The organism is Azonexus sp. IMCC34842 (genome assembly GCF_050368855.1).
Classification (GTDB): domain Bacteria; phylum Pseudomonadota; class Gammaproteobacteria; order Burkholderiales; family Rhodocyclaceae; genus Azonexus; species Azonexus denitrificans_A.
The window spans coordinates 130,087-142,638 of record NZ_CP178449.1 but is presented as its reverse complement, the minus strand read 5'-3'; the positions used below and the strand labels follow the sequence as shown (position 1 = coordinate 142,638).

Sequence of the window (12,552 nt, the reverse complement as noted above, 5' to 3'; positions counted from 1 at the left end):
CCTTAGGGTTTTACAACATTGAATGCGTGGCGGGAACCGGTGCACTCACGAACGGTGAAGCCGTGTAGGGCGGTGTGTTCTCGTTGCGCGACAAACTTGCCTGTGTACTTACTGTTACCAGATTATCGCGGGCAATGGGCGTGGCCATTTTGCTTGCGATCAAAGTTGCTTCAATCATGTCAGCCACACTACACCCGCGCGACAGATCGTGCATCGGCCGGCGCAAGCCCTGAAGCATCGGTCCGAGGGCGGTGTAGTTGCCAAGGCGCTGGGCGATCTTGTAGCCGATGTTGCCGGCCTCGAGGGACGGAAAGATGAAGACATTGGCTTGCCCGGCCAGCGGGCTGTCAGGGACTTTCTGCAGCGCCACCGACGGGACGCAGGCCGCATCGAACTGCAACTCGCCATCGAGGCGCAGTTGCGGGTTGCGCTGGCGGACCAGCTTGACTGCGGCACGGACCTTTTCGACCGCCGGATGCTTGGCGCTGCCGCCACTGGAGAAGGAGAGCAGCGCCACGGCAGGTTCGAGGCCGGTCACCGCACGGAAGCTGGCCGCCGTCGTCAGCGTGATATCCGCCAGTTGCTCCGGGCTTGGTTCAGGGACCACGCCGCAGTCGGCAAAACCGAGCACCCGCTTGCGCTCCGGGTCGAGCATGAAAAAGATGCTGGAAACCGTCTTGTTGCCTTCAGCCAGACCGATGACATGCAATGCGGCGCGAAGCACCGACGAGGTGGCCGAGAGGTTGCCGCCAATGCAGTAATCAACATCGCCGCTCGCCACCATCATTGCGCCAAACCACAAGGGGTCGGCAAGGTGCTGCCGAATTTCGTCACGGGACATTGATGGCTGTTTGTTCTCGGCCAGTCGGGCGGCGAAAAGATCGGCATAGTGGGCAAGCTGCGGGGCGCACGCCGGGTCGATGATCGGCACGCCGCCGCAAAGCAAGCCGTGGTGCTGACTCAACGCCCGCAGGCCGAACGGATTGCCAAGCAGGATGGGTTGGGCAAGGCCCTGCGCCTGCAGACTGCTGGCCGCCAGAATGGCCCGGGGATCGAGCGCATCGGGAAAGACGACGCGCGCCGGATGCTGGCGGCACCACTCGGTACAGTTCCTGATCAGATCCATCAGGAGTGCCCCCCAGGCTGCTCAGGTTCGCCAAGGGTGGCGACGTAGCTGAGCATCATCAGGACATAGACTGCACTGCTCAGGCGGTTGAGCGATTCCAGGATGTCCGGCCGCGTCACCTGGTAATTGGCGTCGATGTAGACATTGGCCGCCGCCAGTTCGGCTTCGCGAATCAGGGCACGCAGGAGATTGAGGCGGGCCACCGTTACGCCCTGGGCGACATCCGGCACGATATGGTCGTGACCGAAATAACGCAAAGGGTCATGCGACAGGCGATGAATGGCCTCGGCATCGAGTTCGCCCATCTGCACCGCAGGCACCGTTTCGCCGGTCACTTCGCCACGCAACACCATACCCAGGCAGGAGCGGACATCGGCCAGCCAGAGCGCCACCTTGCCATCGCCGCCGCTTGCCGGCAGTTCGCTTTGCACCCAGACGGCATGGGCGATGACGGTGTCGAGCTTGCCGCGCAAATGCATGCGCGGGTGATTTTTGGCGACCAGTTGCCGGGCGTCGAGATGGGTCATCGCCTCCGACTTGTGCGCGACTTCCTGGCCGCACAGCGTACACGATGCCGCTTCCCGGGTGGCCTGGCTGGTCAGCGGATGCACCTTGAGGCGCGCCACCGCTTGATCACCCGAGTCGCGCGGCGCCGGGCTACTTTCAAGATAGGTCCGCCCGGCGGCGTCGATGAACTTGACGCCGATGCGCCGCTCGCCGATCAGCGTGCGTGCCGCCGGCGTCAACTGCCCCTCCGCCGGGAGATGAATCTCGGTGCCGGGGGCGAGACTGAAGTGTTCGCGCAGCCAGGTTTCGGTGATGAAAGTGCCCATGGTTTTCGCCGGTTACTGGTTTTGCCAGTCCGCCGGATAGGTGACGTAGAGGAAACGCACGGTGCTCGGCGTACCGAATTCGATGGCCGAACCTTTGGGAATGAAAATGACGTCGCCGGGCAGGCCGATGACGGTCTTTCCCTGATGGCGAATATGCAGCTCGCCCTCGAGGATCACGTCAATTTCGTCGTAGGTCAGCGTCCAGGGGAAAAAGCAGTTGCTCCACGCCATGTACCCGGCAGCCATCGGGCTGTGGTCACTGGCCGTGATCACGTCGCTCAGGCCGACCGTATTGCCGGCCCCGGCGCCGTCGAAACGGGAGAACTGAACCGAACTGCCCTTGACATGCTTGATGCCGTACCCGGCGCCCTCGGATTTGGCCTCGGCCGGGCCGGAAGCGACAGCGGCGACGCCGGCCGATTTCTCGTCGAGGGCCTTGCGAATCAATTGCTCGATAACGTCGTCGGAAACGCTGCCTTTCGGCAAGCGGGCGACGATGGCAGCGCGAATTGCGGCGAGCTCTTCGGGATGCGGAGCCGGACGCTCGGCGCGTTGCGGGATGGCCGATGCAGCGGGAACGGCAGTGCCGGTCTTTTCTTTCCGCGGCGCGACGCTCTCGACCAGTTCGATGTGCAACTGAGTCGCCAGCGTCCGGGCCTCGGGGGTAATGATGGTCGCCGGAAGTTCGACCTCAAGCCGCTGTTTGCCGGCGGCGTGCTGCTGGCGGATGGTTTCCGCAGTGATCAGTTTTTTCATGAGCTAAACCTCCAACGCCGTGGCGGATTCGGCCTCTCTTTGAAATTCGAGAAGCCGGAGGGCAAGGGGTGCAATGCTTTCGGGATGCTGGCTCGAGATCCGAAAAACGTCCCCGGCGATTCCCTGTTCGCGGAGCAGTGCTTCGACACGGTCAGGGTCAGCCTCGGGTAGATCGGTCTTGGTCAAAGCGACGACCAGGTGCTTGCCCGGGTAGATCTGCAGAAAACCCGGCGGCATGCGACAGGCGAAGTCGTCGGCGGCATGGACATAGACCAGGGTGCCGACATCGGCGGCGGTATTGATCAAGGCGCGGTAAAGGCGGGGGTGGCTGAAAAACTCGCCCGGCGTATCAACGCCGAGATCGCTTTCGTATTCGACCGCCTGCGTTTTCTGAACGTCGCTGCCGCGCTCGAACAGGGCGTTGAACAGGGTCGACTTGCCGGCGCCGACCGGCCCCATCAGCATGAAGGCGTGCGCCCGGTCGATGATTACGTCTTTGTGGTCTGACATACCGCATACCCCAAGGAACGCTCAAGCGTTGCTATAACCTGGTTCAAGGCTTCTTCGACCGAGCCGACCGAGCCGTAAATGACCAGCGCGCCACTGAAACGATCGAGAAAGCCGATCTGGATGTTGGCGGCCTTGGTGGCGATGTCGCCGGCGATCATCGCGGTTTCGCCGGGCGTGAGGGTCATGATGCCGATGGCTTCGGCGCCCGGAACACCGATTTTTTTACTCAGCTCGTCGGTCGGGTGAGCGATCAGATGGGCAAGAGTCACCTGCTTTCCAGGAACGAATTCCTGGATGATGCGCTCTTTTTCGACTCGGTTTTCCATTGCCATGAACTTCGGTACGCCCCCGTGTTGGATGTACTTATTCCGCCGTTCCGTCTGCTCCGATACTATGCCAAGCGCAGCCAACGCGCAATCGACATGCTGGCCGACAAGCGATGCAAATGCAGAGTAGGCGTGCATCTCCGGAGCTATCGTCGCGACTCGCCCGGGCCGTTGACCGGTCACGCTCGACCGCCTGCATGAAAAACCGGATTATCCGTTGATTTTGTTAGCAAAATCCTCATTTGAGGGGTATACTGTGCGGTTCCAAGGTCTTCTGTAACGCAAAGGCAAACGAGCCTCTTCATCCCGGCTCACCATCCTTTGACCTCCGGTGAAATCCGGTGCAGACAACCAACGAATCAAACACTTAGCCTCGGCAACAAACCGGGGGCTGTTGCTTTACTGACTACATGCACCGACGGTGTAGCCATTTTTGGTCAATGCGGGATAGGCATACGATACCTGCAGCCATCTTCTTGAAAGGATTTCACATGCCCACCAACCCGGTCCTCGAACACCTGAAGAAGCACGGTCAGCTACTAGACTCCGAGATTGCCGCCGCAACTGGGATCTCGCTTAAACAAGTCCGTCTCTCGCTGACCGATCTCTCGGAGCGCGGCGAGATTTCCCGTTGCACCGTGACCACCTTCAAGGATGGCAAGCCCATCGAAGGCTTTCAGTGCCGTGTTTCCGGTTATTTCCCGCCGGCCGCTCCGGGCCGCAAGCCGACCAAATAGCCTGCCTTGGCAACCGCTTCCGGTTGCCCGGCTTGACTCAGCCAGATAACGAACGGGATGCTCGCAATGAGCATCCCGTTTTGTTTGGCGCCGATTATTTCGGCTCCAGCTGGTCGTAAACCGCCGTCGCAACTTTCGCCAATTCGCCCTTGGCGATGCTGGCCGACAAGGCATAGGAAAACTCTCCGTCGATCCAGTAGAAGACATTGACCTGCCCTTCCCTGGCAAAGCGGAAGCCGGTATCGCCATTGACTTGTCTTTCGGTGCTGACGTAGAGCGTCAGGCGCTGGCCGCTACTTTCCTGATACATGAACTGCGCGACCGGACCGGCATTGCCCGGTAACAGCCGGCCGCCGATCAGTTCGTAGCCGAGCCCCGCCAATTTGGGCGGGCGTACCGGGCTGCCCAGACGCTTCGACAACCACTTGACGAGCAGTTCTTCCTGATCCGCGGCGATTTCAACCGGCCGCCGGAGATCGGGACTATAGACAGCGTGGGCGACGGCGGCCTGGCGGGCCAGCGGAATCGCGGCAGCCAGGCGTTCGTTCGGCTGATACTGGAGATGCCCGAACCAGCCGGCAACGCCGCCCAACAGGGCGATCAGGAAACCGGCAGCGATGCGCTGCACGGACCAGCCCGGCAACCAAGACCCGGGTGGCGCCTCGCCCGCCGCAACCGGCGGCTCAGCCAGCCGGCGCAGCGTTGCGGGCAGAGGCTCGGCGAGCAGCGGAGCGAATAACTCGCGCAGGGCGTCCCGTTGCCCGCGGTAGGCCTGCAGGCGCTCGGCCGCCTCGGCATCGTTCGCCAGATAGGTATCGATCTCGCCACGCCGCGCCGCCGGCAGGCGGTCGTCGACATAGGCGTGCAGATCGGCTTCGCTGATTGGCAAGGAACTCATCGGACAACTCGCAAAATTGATGAAGACGAACGACCAGCGAGAATCTGGCGCAGCCGTTCGCGGCCGCGCGACAGGCGCGACATCACGGTACCAAGCGGAATGGCCAGCGCCCCGGCGATTTCCTCATAACTCATATCCTCCAGCGCGACGAGCAGCAGTACGGCACGCTGCTCTTCCGGCAATTGGCCGAGCGCCGCTTCGAGATCGCCGACTTCCAGCCGGTCGCTTTGCGTCGCCCGGCTCGGTGCCTGGCATTCCTCGTCGTCGATCGCGACGGTGCTCAGGCCGGGGCGGCGCAACTGATCGACGCGCAGGTTGTGCATGATGCTGAACAGCCAGGCGCGCAGATCGCTCCCCGCTCGCCACTGGGCGAGGCGCGACCAGGCCCGTTCGAGCGTGTCCTGGACCAGATCGTCGGCGGCCGCGCGATCGCCGACCAGCGCCCGCGCGTAACGCCGCAGGCGGGGCAATTCGGCCAGGATCGCGCTTCTCTCCACCGGGCTTACGGCTTGGCGACGTGCCAGAGATTGTTGAAGCCATCGCCGGTCTGGTCGCCCGGCTTCTGGTCCTTGCTCCAGTAATACAGCGCTTTGCCCTTGAGTGCCCACTGTTTCTTGCCGTCGTCGCGGGTCACCACGCTGTAGGCGCCGCTCGCCATCTCGCCATCGCCCAGCAGGGCGGGCGGCCAGTTGGTGGCGCACGGACCGTTGCACATGCTCTTGCCATCGGCATCCTTGTCGAAGGTATAGAGCGTCATGCCATTGTTGCCGGTGAGCACACCGCCGCTGGCCATTGGCGGTGCCGCCAAGGCGGTACCGCCAAACAGCGTGGCAGAAACAAGCAGGGCGAACGTCAGTTTGTCTGTTTTCATGATTTTCTCCGTTGGTTTTGGGGTGCTACACCGGGATATACGAAAATCAGTCCGCCAATATTCCTGCCACCGACAATTATTTATCCGCTGGCCAGCCCGAGCCGCCACAGCGAGGTCACTTCCGCGGCCCGGGCGGCATGCAGCGGGTCGCTGCGGTCGCTGGCCTTGGGATGCTGCGGACGGGTGTCGAGACGGCCGAGCACAGCGAGACCGGCGGCGCCGATCCAGCCGAGCAGTTCGGCCCGGGTGCGCAGGCCGAGGTGTTCGGCGAGGTCGGAGATGATCAGCCAGCCCTCGCCGCCCGGTGCCAGATGCGCCGCGAGGCCGCCGAGGAAGCCGCGCAGCATGCGCGAATCCGGGTCATAGACGGCATATTCGATGGGCGAACTGGGCTGCGCCGGAACCCAGGGCGGATTGCAGACAACCAGCGGCGCCTGCCCGGCCGGGAAGAGATCGGCCTTGATCACCTCGACGGCGGCGCTCAAGCCGAGTTTCTGCACATTTTCGCTAGCGCACTGCAGGGCGCGTTGATCCTGATCGGTCGCCAGGATGCGCTTGACGCCGCGCCGGGCAAGCACCGCGGCCAGGATGCCGGAGCCCGTGCCGATATCGAAGGCCAGTTGGCAGGCCGCCGGTAACGGCGCCGTGGCGACGAGATCGACGTATTCCCCGCGAACCGGCGAGAAGACGCCGAAATGCGGATAGATACGGCCCTCGACCGCCGGCACCGGGATGCCTTTCTTGCGCCATTCGTGCGCGCTGACCACCGCCAGCAGTTCGCGCAGCGCGACGACGGAGTCTTCGCCGCCCGGACCATAGGCTTCCAGGCAAGCCTGCCGGACATCCTGCGCCCGGCGCAGCGGCACGCTGTAATCGGCGGCCAGCGGCACCAGCAGCAGGCCGAGCAGCGCCGCGCGGCGGCCCTGGCTGCGCCGATGTTGGGCGAAGGCGGCGGCCGGCGTCGCCGGCTTTGACCCACTTTTCGTGCGGGCTTGGCGGTCGGCCCGCTGAGTCAGGGCCTGCAGCAGTTGGCGGGCATTCTGCCAGTCGCCGCGCCAGAGGATCGCCGTGCCATCGGCGAGCAGACGGTAGGCGGCATCGGCGCCGAGCCGGTCGTCACCGACGACGACCTTGGCATGCGGCGCGATGGCCGCTTCGGAGCGCCAGCGGGCGGTACGCGGCGCGCCGGCTTCAAGCCATTCGATTGATGAATTCATCGCCGCATTGTAGGCGATTCGACCCGCCGGCCGGCCGCCGCCAGCGTCAGCGGGCGTGACTGCCGCCTACAAGCCCCTGCGACTGGGCGCCGCGGCTTCGCCATGTTCGCCGTGCCGGTCCATCAGCAGCGCAGCCCCCTGGAAGTAGGCAATCGCCTCTTCGGCCAGCTGGGGATTGGTCGGCATCGGCTGGGCGTCCTTGCCGTCGGCGCTGATCTTGAAGGTTTCGATCTTGCGCCGGGGTTCCAGCACCGTCATCACGTCGCCCTTCAGGTAACCGAGGTTCTGGTAGGTCGACAGTAACGCCCGGCCCTCTTCCGGCGGCATGCGCAGGATGTCGCGGCCGACGAAGTGATCGTCGCCTTGCAGGCCGAGCATGGCGAGCATGGTCGGCACCAGATCGATCTGGCTGGCCAGCGTATCGACGCGCTTCGGCGCGATCAGCTTCGGCGCATAGACGATGGCCGGGATGTGGTAACGATGCACCGGGATCTTCGCCTTGCCGGCGCTGCTCGCGCAGTGGTCGGCGACGAAGACGAAAATGGTGTTGTCGAACCACGGCTTCTGCTTGGCCATTTCGATGAACCGGCCGACCGCATAGTCGGCGTACTTGACGCCGCCACGGCGCTTGCCGGGGGAAGGAATGTCGATGCGCCCTTCCGGGTAGGTGAATGGCACGTGGTTCGAGGCGGTCATGATGTGACCGAAGAACGGACGCCCGGCGGCGGCATCGGCATCGATTTCGCCGAGCACCTGGTCGAACAGATGTTCGTCGGCGACGCCCCAGACATTTTCAAATTCGATCAGGCCGTCCTTGAAGCCGGTCCGGTCGGTCACCTGGTAGCCCTGCGCCGCGAAGTAGCCGTTCATGTTGTCGAACATGCCGTAGCCGCCGTACAGGAAATGCGGCGACCAGCCGCGGGCGGCCAGCGCGCCGCCGAGCGTGTTCAGGTTGGTGATGTTCGGCCAGCGCACGACGGACTTGCCGGGCAACGGCGGCAAACCGGCGGAGAGCGCTTCGAGGCCGCGCACCGTGCGGGTGCCGGCGGCGTAAAGACGGGTGAACAGCAGGCCTTCCTTGGCCAGGCGATCGAGATTGGGGGTCAGCCCTTCATCGTTGCCAAAAGTCGCCATATATTCGGCCGACATGCTTTCCATCATCACGACGACCACGTTCGGTTGCTTGGCCGGCTTGTAGGCGACCTTTTGCACCGGTTGCTGGGTCGCCGTCACCAGGCCATGGCCGGACAGGCGTTGCAGGTCTGTCATCACTTCGCCATCCGGCCGGGTGGCGTAAAACTGGCGGTAATTCAGCTTGTTCTGACGGGCCGCCCAGAGGAAGCTGCGCCAGCCGTTGTCGGCCAGTTCGTTGGCGTAGGTGTTGGCGGCAAACTCCGGCGGCGCCATCTTGTAGGCGCTGACCCAGGCGACGACCAGCAGGCCGAGCGCCCAGCCCAGTTGGCTGCGCCGTTTGACATCGACCGCCAGGGCCAGGCGCAACGGGCGGCGCAGCCCCCAGAAGACGACGGCGGTCAGCACGGCCAGTGCCGCGACAATCTTGCCGACCGGATAGGATTCCTTGATGTTGCCGATCACTTCGGTGGTGAACACCAGGTAATCGAGGGCGATGAAGTTGAAGCGAACGCTGAACTCGTCCCAGAAGATCCCTTCCGAGACCGCGACGAAAAACAGCGTGAACAGATAGATGGCGAACAGCGGCCGGCGCAGCCGGTCGCGCCACTTGGCGCTGAACAGCAGCTCGAAGACCAGCCACGGCGAAGCGACCACGGCCGCTGCCGGAATGTCGCGCAGCACGCCGAGGGCCAGCGGAACGAGCAGAACGTCGAGCGTCTGCTGGCTGAAGATCACTGCATGGACGAGCAGCACGATCCGGGTGAGCAGAAAAACGCCCATCGCAATCAGCCCCGTCAAACCCCAGACGCGCAGTCCGTGCCCGTTCAAACCATCGAATCGCTTCATCGCCAACCACCGCAAAATGTATTGCGCGACAGTCTACTCAAGCGCCTGTGAGGAAATTGTGAGGCACCGCGTAACGCGACAGGCCGGCGCCGAAATCGACGGTTATTTCACCGCCGCCCGCTGCGGCATTGCCGGCGCTGACCTGCCAGCCGCTGGCCGAACAGACGTGACGGACGAGGGCCAGACCAAGGCCGTTGGCGCCGCGCGGGCCGACGAAAAAGCGGTCGAAAACGCGCGCCAGATCCTCTTCGGCAAAGCCGGGCCCAGTATCGCGCACGACCAGTTTGCTCTCGGCGAGGCGACAGACGATCTCGCCGGTGTCGCTGTAACGCAGCGCATTATCGAGCAGATTGCGCAGGACCAGATCGAGCAAGGCGGGATCGGCGCTGACCGTGCTCCCTTCGGGTATTTCCAGGCGCAGACCGACCGCTTTCGGGGCCGCCAGCATCAATGCCGCCCAGACCGACTGGATCGCCGCTGGCAGCTGAATCTCCTCGAGCAGCGCCGGTTTCGCCTCGCGGGCCAGGATCAGCAGGCTGTTCGCCAGGCCGTTGATGCGGTCGACGCTATCGACGATGCGATTGCCCCGCCGGGCGATGGTCTCCGGCAGGTCCGGCAGGGCCGCCAGCAATTCGGCATCGGTGCGGATGCCGGTCAGCGGCGTGCGCAACTCATGCGACAGATTGGCGGCGAAAGCCCGCTCGCGTTCGAGCATGGCGCCCTGCCGTGCCCGGTAATGATCAAGGGCTTCGGCCACCGCCTGCAGTTCGCGCTCCATGCCCGACTCGACCAGCGAGCCGGGCGTTTCCTGCTCGACCCGGACGGCCAGACGTTCCAGGCGGCGGGTCAGGCGGCCGGCCAGATGGAAGCCGGCGATCAACGTCAGCAAACCGAGCAGCAGCGAGGCGCTGAGCGTCGTCAGCATCAGGCTGTCGAGCCGCGACTCGTGATCGTCGACGTCGTAGGCCAGGATATAGCGGGCGCTCTCATCCTCGCGGACGGCGACGTGATATTCCTTGCTGCCCAGATAAACCTCATGATTGCCGACCGCCAACCCGGCCAACAGCGGCGGCACGGCGCCGGCCGTCTCGCCCCGGCCGACCCGGTACAACCACATCGCCGGGGTATTGGGCAGTGCGGCATTGGGCGACTGGCGCCAGATTTCCATGCTGTAGGCAATCTGGGCATCGAGTTGGTGGTTGATGAACTCCTCTTCCTTTTTATCGAAGAGCAGGACCGTGACCACCGAGTGCACCAGCAGCACGAGCAGGGCCAGCGCCGCCAGCGAGGCGGCGACCCGGAAGCGCATGCTGGGGCCTCGCTCAGGCACCGACGAGCTTGTAGCCAAGGCCATGGACGTTCTGGATGCCGATGGCCGCGTCATCGCCGACCGCCTTGCGGACGGTGTGCAGGACGCTGCGCAGATTGTCGCTCGACGCCTGCTCATGGCCCCAGATCGCAATTTCCAGTTCGCGCCGGGAAAACAGGCGATTCGGATGCGACATCATCACCGCCAGCAGACGGCTGGCCTTGGGCGGCAAGGCCAGCCGGCGGCCGTTCAGGCGAACCTCCTGGGCGACACCATCGTAGGTCAGTGGTCCGGCGCTCAGCGGTCCGCTGTCGGGGCGGCCGCTGCTCCGTCGTTGCAGTGCCTGCAGCCGCGCCTCGACCTCCTTCAGGGCGAAGGGTTTGGCCAGATAGTCGTCGGCCCCGGCGGCGAAACCGGCCAGCTTGTCGTCCAGCGCATCGCGCGCCGTCAACATCAGGATCGGCAGCATGTTGCCGGCACCACGCAACTGGCGGGCCAGGCTGGCCCCGTCGCCATCCGGCAGATTGCGGTCGAGCACCAGGGCGTCGACACCACCGGCCGCGAGCAGCGGCCGGGCCGCCGCCAGCGTCATGGCAAAGTCGCACTGATGGCCGCAGGCCTCGAGAAAATCGTAGAGATTCTCGGCAATCACGCGGTCATCTTCGACGATCAGGATATGCATCGGCCCTAGGCATCAAGCGGAAGATCGGCCGCCACATCGCCGCCGGCCACGACGACCCGGTTGCGGCCCTGGTGTTTCGCGGCATAGAGGGCATCGTCGGCATGCTTGAGGGCGATTTCGAGCGGGCACTCGCTGGCGTCGGCCAGCCCCATGCTCAGCGTGACCCGGACCAGGCGCCCGTCGGCCAGGCGGATATCGTAATCGGCGCAGCGGGCGCGAAACCGTTCGGCCAGCTTGGCGGCCTCGGCCAGCGTGCTTTCCGGGAACAGAAAGGCGAATTCCTCGCCACCGTAGCGGCCGACCAGATCCGACTGGCGCAGCGTCTCCTGCATCAGCTCTGCCACGGCACGGAGGACCGTGTCGCCGGCGGCGTGACCATAGCTGTCGTTCAGTTTCTTGAAGAAATCGAGATCGGCCATGCCGACGGTAATCGGCCGCCGGTAGCGCTGGGCGCGTTGCAGCTCGGCATCGGCCAGCAGCATGAAATGGCGCCGGTTGGTCAGCCCGGTCAATCCATCCTTGTTGGCCAGATTTTCCAGCGCCTGGCGGGCCTCTTCATTCTGCAGCAGCGACGCGTGCAACTCGCCGATCGCCTCCTCGACGACCTGAATCTCGATCATCGGCGAGGCTGCGAATTGCGGGGCCGGCCGTTCGACGCTGAGGCCCGACAAGGCCTTGTCGATCAGTTGCAGCGGGTGGATCAGGTGGGCCCGCAGCAAGACCAGGAAAATCAACAGGAACAGGCCGACCACCACCATCGCCCCGTACAACTTCAAGCGGGCCAGATTCATCGCCGCCGCGACGTCGCCGAGGTCTTTCGTCGCCAGGTTGGTTCCCTGAATCGAAATATCGTCGACCAGCAGGCCGAGGCGGGCCGACAGCCGCTGCCATTCGGGCAGATTGGCGGCGAAGGCATTTTCGTCGCGGCTTGACTGGCGGAGCACATCGACCAGAAAACGTTCGAGCAGGCGCGCCTGCTCGGCTGCCTCCCGATGCTCCAGGACACTCGGATGACTGGCCACCAGCGTCACGACGAACATCGCCTGCTGGCGGGCTTGCGGCGTACTGGCCGCGAAGACCCGTTCGCCTTCCTGACGCAGCTGCTCGAGATTGCGGGAGAGCCGCTGGTGACGGATGATCTCGGGCACCGTCTGGTCCTGCAGACGGGTCGTCGAATCGATCACCCGCTGCTGGTCGAGCGCGATCAGCACGACCATCGCCCCGAAAATCAGGACGAATAGGGCGGCCAGCAAGGCGAAGGCGCGACCGGCCCGAATGCCCTTGAAACCGGAAAAGTTATCGATCAT

Annotated in this window: 14 protein-coding genes; 1 reads left to right on the top strand and 13 read right to left on the bottom strand. The window is 64.2% G+C overall.

Annotated features, from left to right (window positions below):
• Positions 1 to 10: 10 nt before the first annotated feature.
• The 5 genes from pta to eutS are packed head-to-tail and all read right to left on the bottom strand — an operon-like array spanning position 11 to position 3,689.
• Entirely contained in the window at positions 11 to 1,126 is a 1,116-nt protein-coding gene (gene pta / locus ACLIKD_RS00625) for a phosphate acetyltransferase (protein ID WP_428826744.1), read from the bottom strand.
• Positions 1,126 to 1,959, bottom strand: a complete 834-nt coding sequence (gene eutT / locus ACLIKD_RS00620; protein ID WP_428826743.1) for an ethanolamine utilization cob(I)yrinic acid a,c-diamide adenosyltransferase EutT — start codon at positions 1,957 to 1,959, stop codon at positions 1,126 to 1,128. The genes pta and eutT overlap by 1 nt, the downstream gene beginning before the upstream one ends.
• Positions 1,960 to 1,971: 12 nt before the next feature.
• Entirely contained in the window at positions 1,972 to 2,715 is a 744-nt protein-coding gene (gene eutQ, locus ACLIKD_RS00615; RefSeq protein ID WP_428826742.1) for an ethanolamine utilization acetate kinase EutQ, read from the bottom strand.
• A gap of 3 nt (positions 2,716 to 2,718) precedes the next feature.
• Positions 2,719 to 3,225 (bottom strand): EutP/PduV family microcompartment system protein, encoded by a 507-nt coding sequence (locus ACLIKD_RS00610; protein ID WP_226418394.1) that lies wholly within the window; start codon positions 3,223 to 3,225, stop codon positions 2,719 to 2,721.
• Positions 3,204 to 3,689, bottom strand: a complete 486-nt coding sequence (gene eutS, locus ACLIKD_RS00605) for an ethanolamine utilization microcompartment protein EutS (protein WP_428826741.1) — start codon at positions 3,687 to 3,689, stop codon at positions 3,204 to 3,206. The genes ACLIKD_RS00610 and eutS overlap by 22 nt, the downstream gene beginning before the upstream one ends.
• A gap of 353 nt (positions 3,690 to 4,042) precedes the next feature.
• On the opposite strand from eutS, the gene ACLIKD_RS00600 reads away from it, so the two are divergent.
• Complete coding sequence (locus tag ACLIKD_RS00600; protein ID WP_226418393.1) at positions 4,043 to 4,288, top strand: FaeA/PapI family transcriptional regulator; 246 nt, start codon at positions 4,043 to 4,045, stop codon at positions 4,286 to 4,288.
• 94 nt (positions 4,289 to 4,382) lie between these two features.
• On the opposite strand, the gene ACLIKD_RS00595 is transcribed toward ACLIKD_RS00600, so the two are convergent.
• The 8 genes from ACLIKD_RS00595 to ACLIKD_RS00560 form a co-directional block, all read right to left on the bottom strand.
• On the bottom strand, positions 4,383 to 5,186 hold the full coding sequence (locus ACLIKD_RS00595) for an anti-sigma factor family protein (RefSeq protein WP_428826740.1): 804 nt from the start codon (positions 5,184 to 5,186) through the stop codon (positions 4,383 to 4,385).
• Positions 5,183 to 5,683, bottom strand: coding sequence for an RNA polymerase sigma factor (locus ACLIKD_RS00590; RefSeq protein ID WP_428826739.1), 501 nt, complete (start codon positions 5,681 to 5,683; stop codon positions 5,183 to 5,185). Before ACLIKD_RS00590 ends, ACLIKD_RS00595 begins: the two co-directional genes overlap by 4 nt.
• 5 nt (positions 5,684 to 5,688) lie before the next feature.
• On the bottom strand, positions 5,689 to 6,057 hold the full coding sequence (locus ACLIKD_RS00585; protein ID WP_428826738.1) for a COG4315 family predicted lipoprotein: 369 nt from the start codon (positions 6,055 to 6,057) through the stop codon (positions 5,689 to 5,691).
• A gap of 80 nt (positions 6,058 to 6,137) precedes the next feature.
• The gene (locus tag ACLIKD_RS00580) at positions 6,138 to 7,274 is read right to left on the bottom strand and encodes a 50S ribosomal protein L11 methyltransferase (protein WP_428826737.1); all 1,137 of its coding nucleotides are present in this window, start codon (positions 7,272 to 7,274) and stop codon (positions 6,138 to 6,140) included.
• Between the two features lie 66 nt (positions 7,275 to 7,340).
• The gene (locus tag ACLIKD_RS00575; protein ID WP_428826736.1) at positions 7,341 to 9,254 is read right to left on the bottom strand and encodes an LTA synthase family protein; all 1,914 of its coding nucleotides are present in this window, start codon (positions 9,252 to 9,254) and stop codon (positions 7,341 to 7,343) included.
• A 37-nt stretch (positions 9,255 to 9,291) separates the two neighbouring features.
• Entirely contained in the window at positions 9,292 to 10,563 is a 1,272-nt protein-coding gene (locus tag ACLIKD_RS00570) for a sensor histidine kinase (protein ID WP_428826735.1), read from the bottom strand.
• 13 nt (positions 10,564 to 10,576) lie between these two features.
• Positions 10,577 to 11,245: a response regulator transcription factor gene (locus ACLIKD_RS00565; RefSeq protein WP_428826734.1), complete on the bottom strand. Its 669-nt coding sequence runs from the start codon at positions 11,243 to 11,245 to the stop codon at positions 10,577 to 10,579.
• Between the two features lie 5 nt (positions 11,246 to 11,250).
• Positions 11,251 to 12,552: a GGDEF domain-containing protein gene (locus ACLIKD_RS00560; protein WP_428826733.1), complete on the bottom strand. Its 1,302-nt coding sequence runs from the start codon at positions 12,550 to 12,552 to the stop codon at positions 11,251 to 11,253.

Bases quoted from the DNA above. Each gene is read 5' to 3' on its own strand.
- pta (WP_428826744.1), bottom strand. From the start codon at position 1,126: ATGGATCTGATCAGGAACTGTACCGAGTGGTGCCGCCAGCATCCGGCG.
- eutT (WP_428826743.1), bottom strand. From the start codon at position 1,959: ATGGGCACTTTCATCACCGAAACCTGGCTGCGCGAACACTTCAGTCTC.
- eutQ (WP_428826742.1), bottom strand. From the start codon at position 2,715: ATGAAAAAACTGATCACTGCGGAAACCATCCGCCAGCAGCACGCCGCC.
- ACLIKD_RS00610 (WP_226418394.1), bottom strand. From the start codon at position 3,225: ATGTCAGACCACAAAGACGTAATCATCGACCGGGCGCACGCCTTCATG.
- eutS (WP_428826741.1), bottom strand. From the start codon at position 3,689: ATGCACGCCTACTCTGCATTTGCATCGCTTGTCGGCCAGCATGTCGAT.
- ACLIKD_RS00600 (WP_226418393.1), top strand. From the start codon at position 4,043: ATGCCCACCAACCCGGTCCTCGAACACCTGAAGAAGCACGGTCAGCTA.
- ACLIKD_RS00595 (WP_428826740.1), bottom strand. From the start codon at position 5,186: ATGAGTTCCTTGCCAATCAGCGAAGCCGATCTGCACGCCTATGTCGAC.
- ACLIKD_RS00585 (WP_428826738.1), bottom strand. From the start codon at position 6,057: ATGAAAACAGACAAACTGACGTTCGCCCTGCTTGTTTCTGCCACGCTG.
- ACLIKD_RS00580 (WP_428826737.1), bottom strand. From the start codon at position 7,274: ATGAATTCATCAATCGAATGGCTTGAAGCCGGCGCGCCGCGTACCGCC.
- ACLIKD_RS00575 (WP_428826736.1), bottom strand. From the start codon at position 9,254: ATGAAGCGATTCGATGGTTTGAACGGGCACGGACTGCGCGTCTGGGGT.
- ACLIKD_RS00570 (WP_428826735.1), bottom strand. From the start codon at position 10,563: ATGCGCTTCCGGGTCGCCGCCTCGCTGGCGGCGCTGGCCCTGCTCGTG.
- ACLIKD_RS00565 (WP_428826734.1), bottom strand. From the start codon at position 11,245: ATGCATATCCTGATCGTCGAAGATGACCGCGTGATTGCCGAGAATCTC.
- ACLIKD_RS00560 (WP_428826733.1), bottom strand. From the start codon at position 12,552: ATGATCGATAACTTTTCCGGTTTCAAGGGCATTCGGGCCGGTCGCGCC.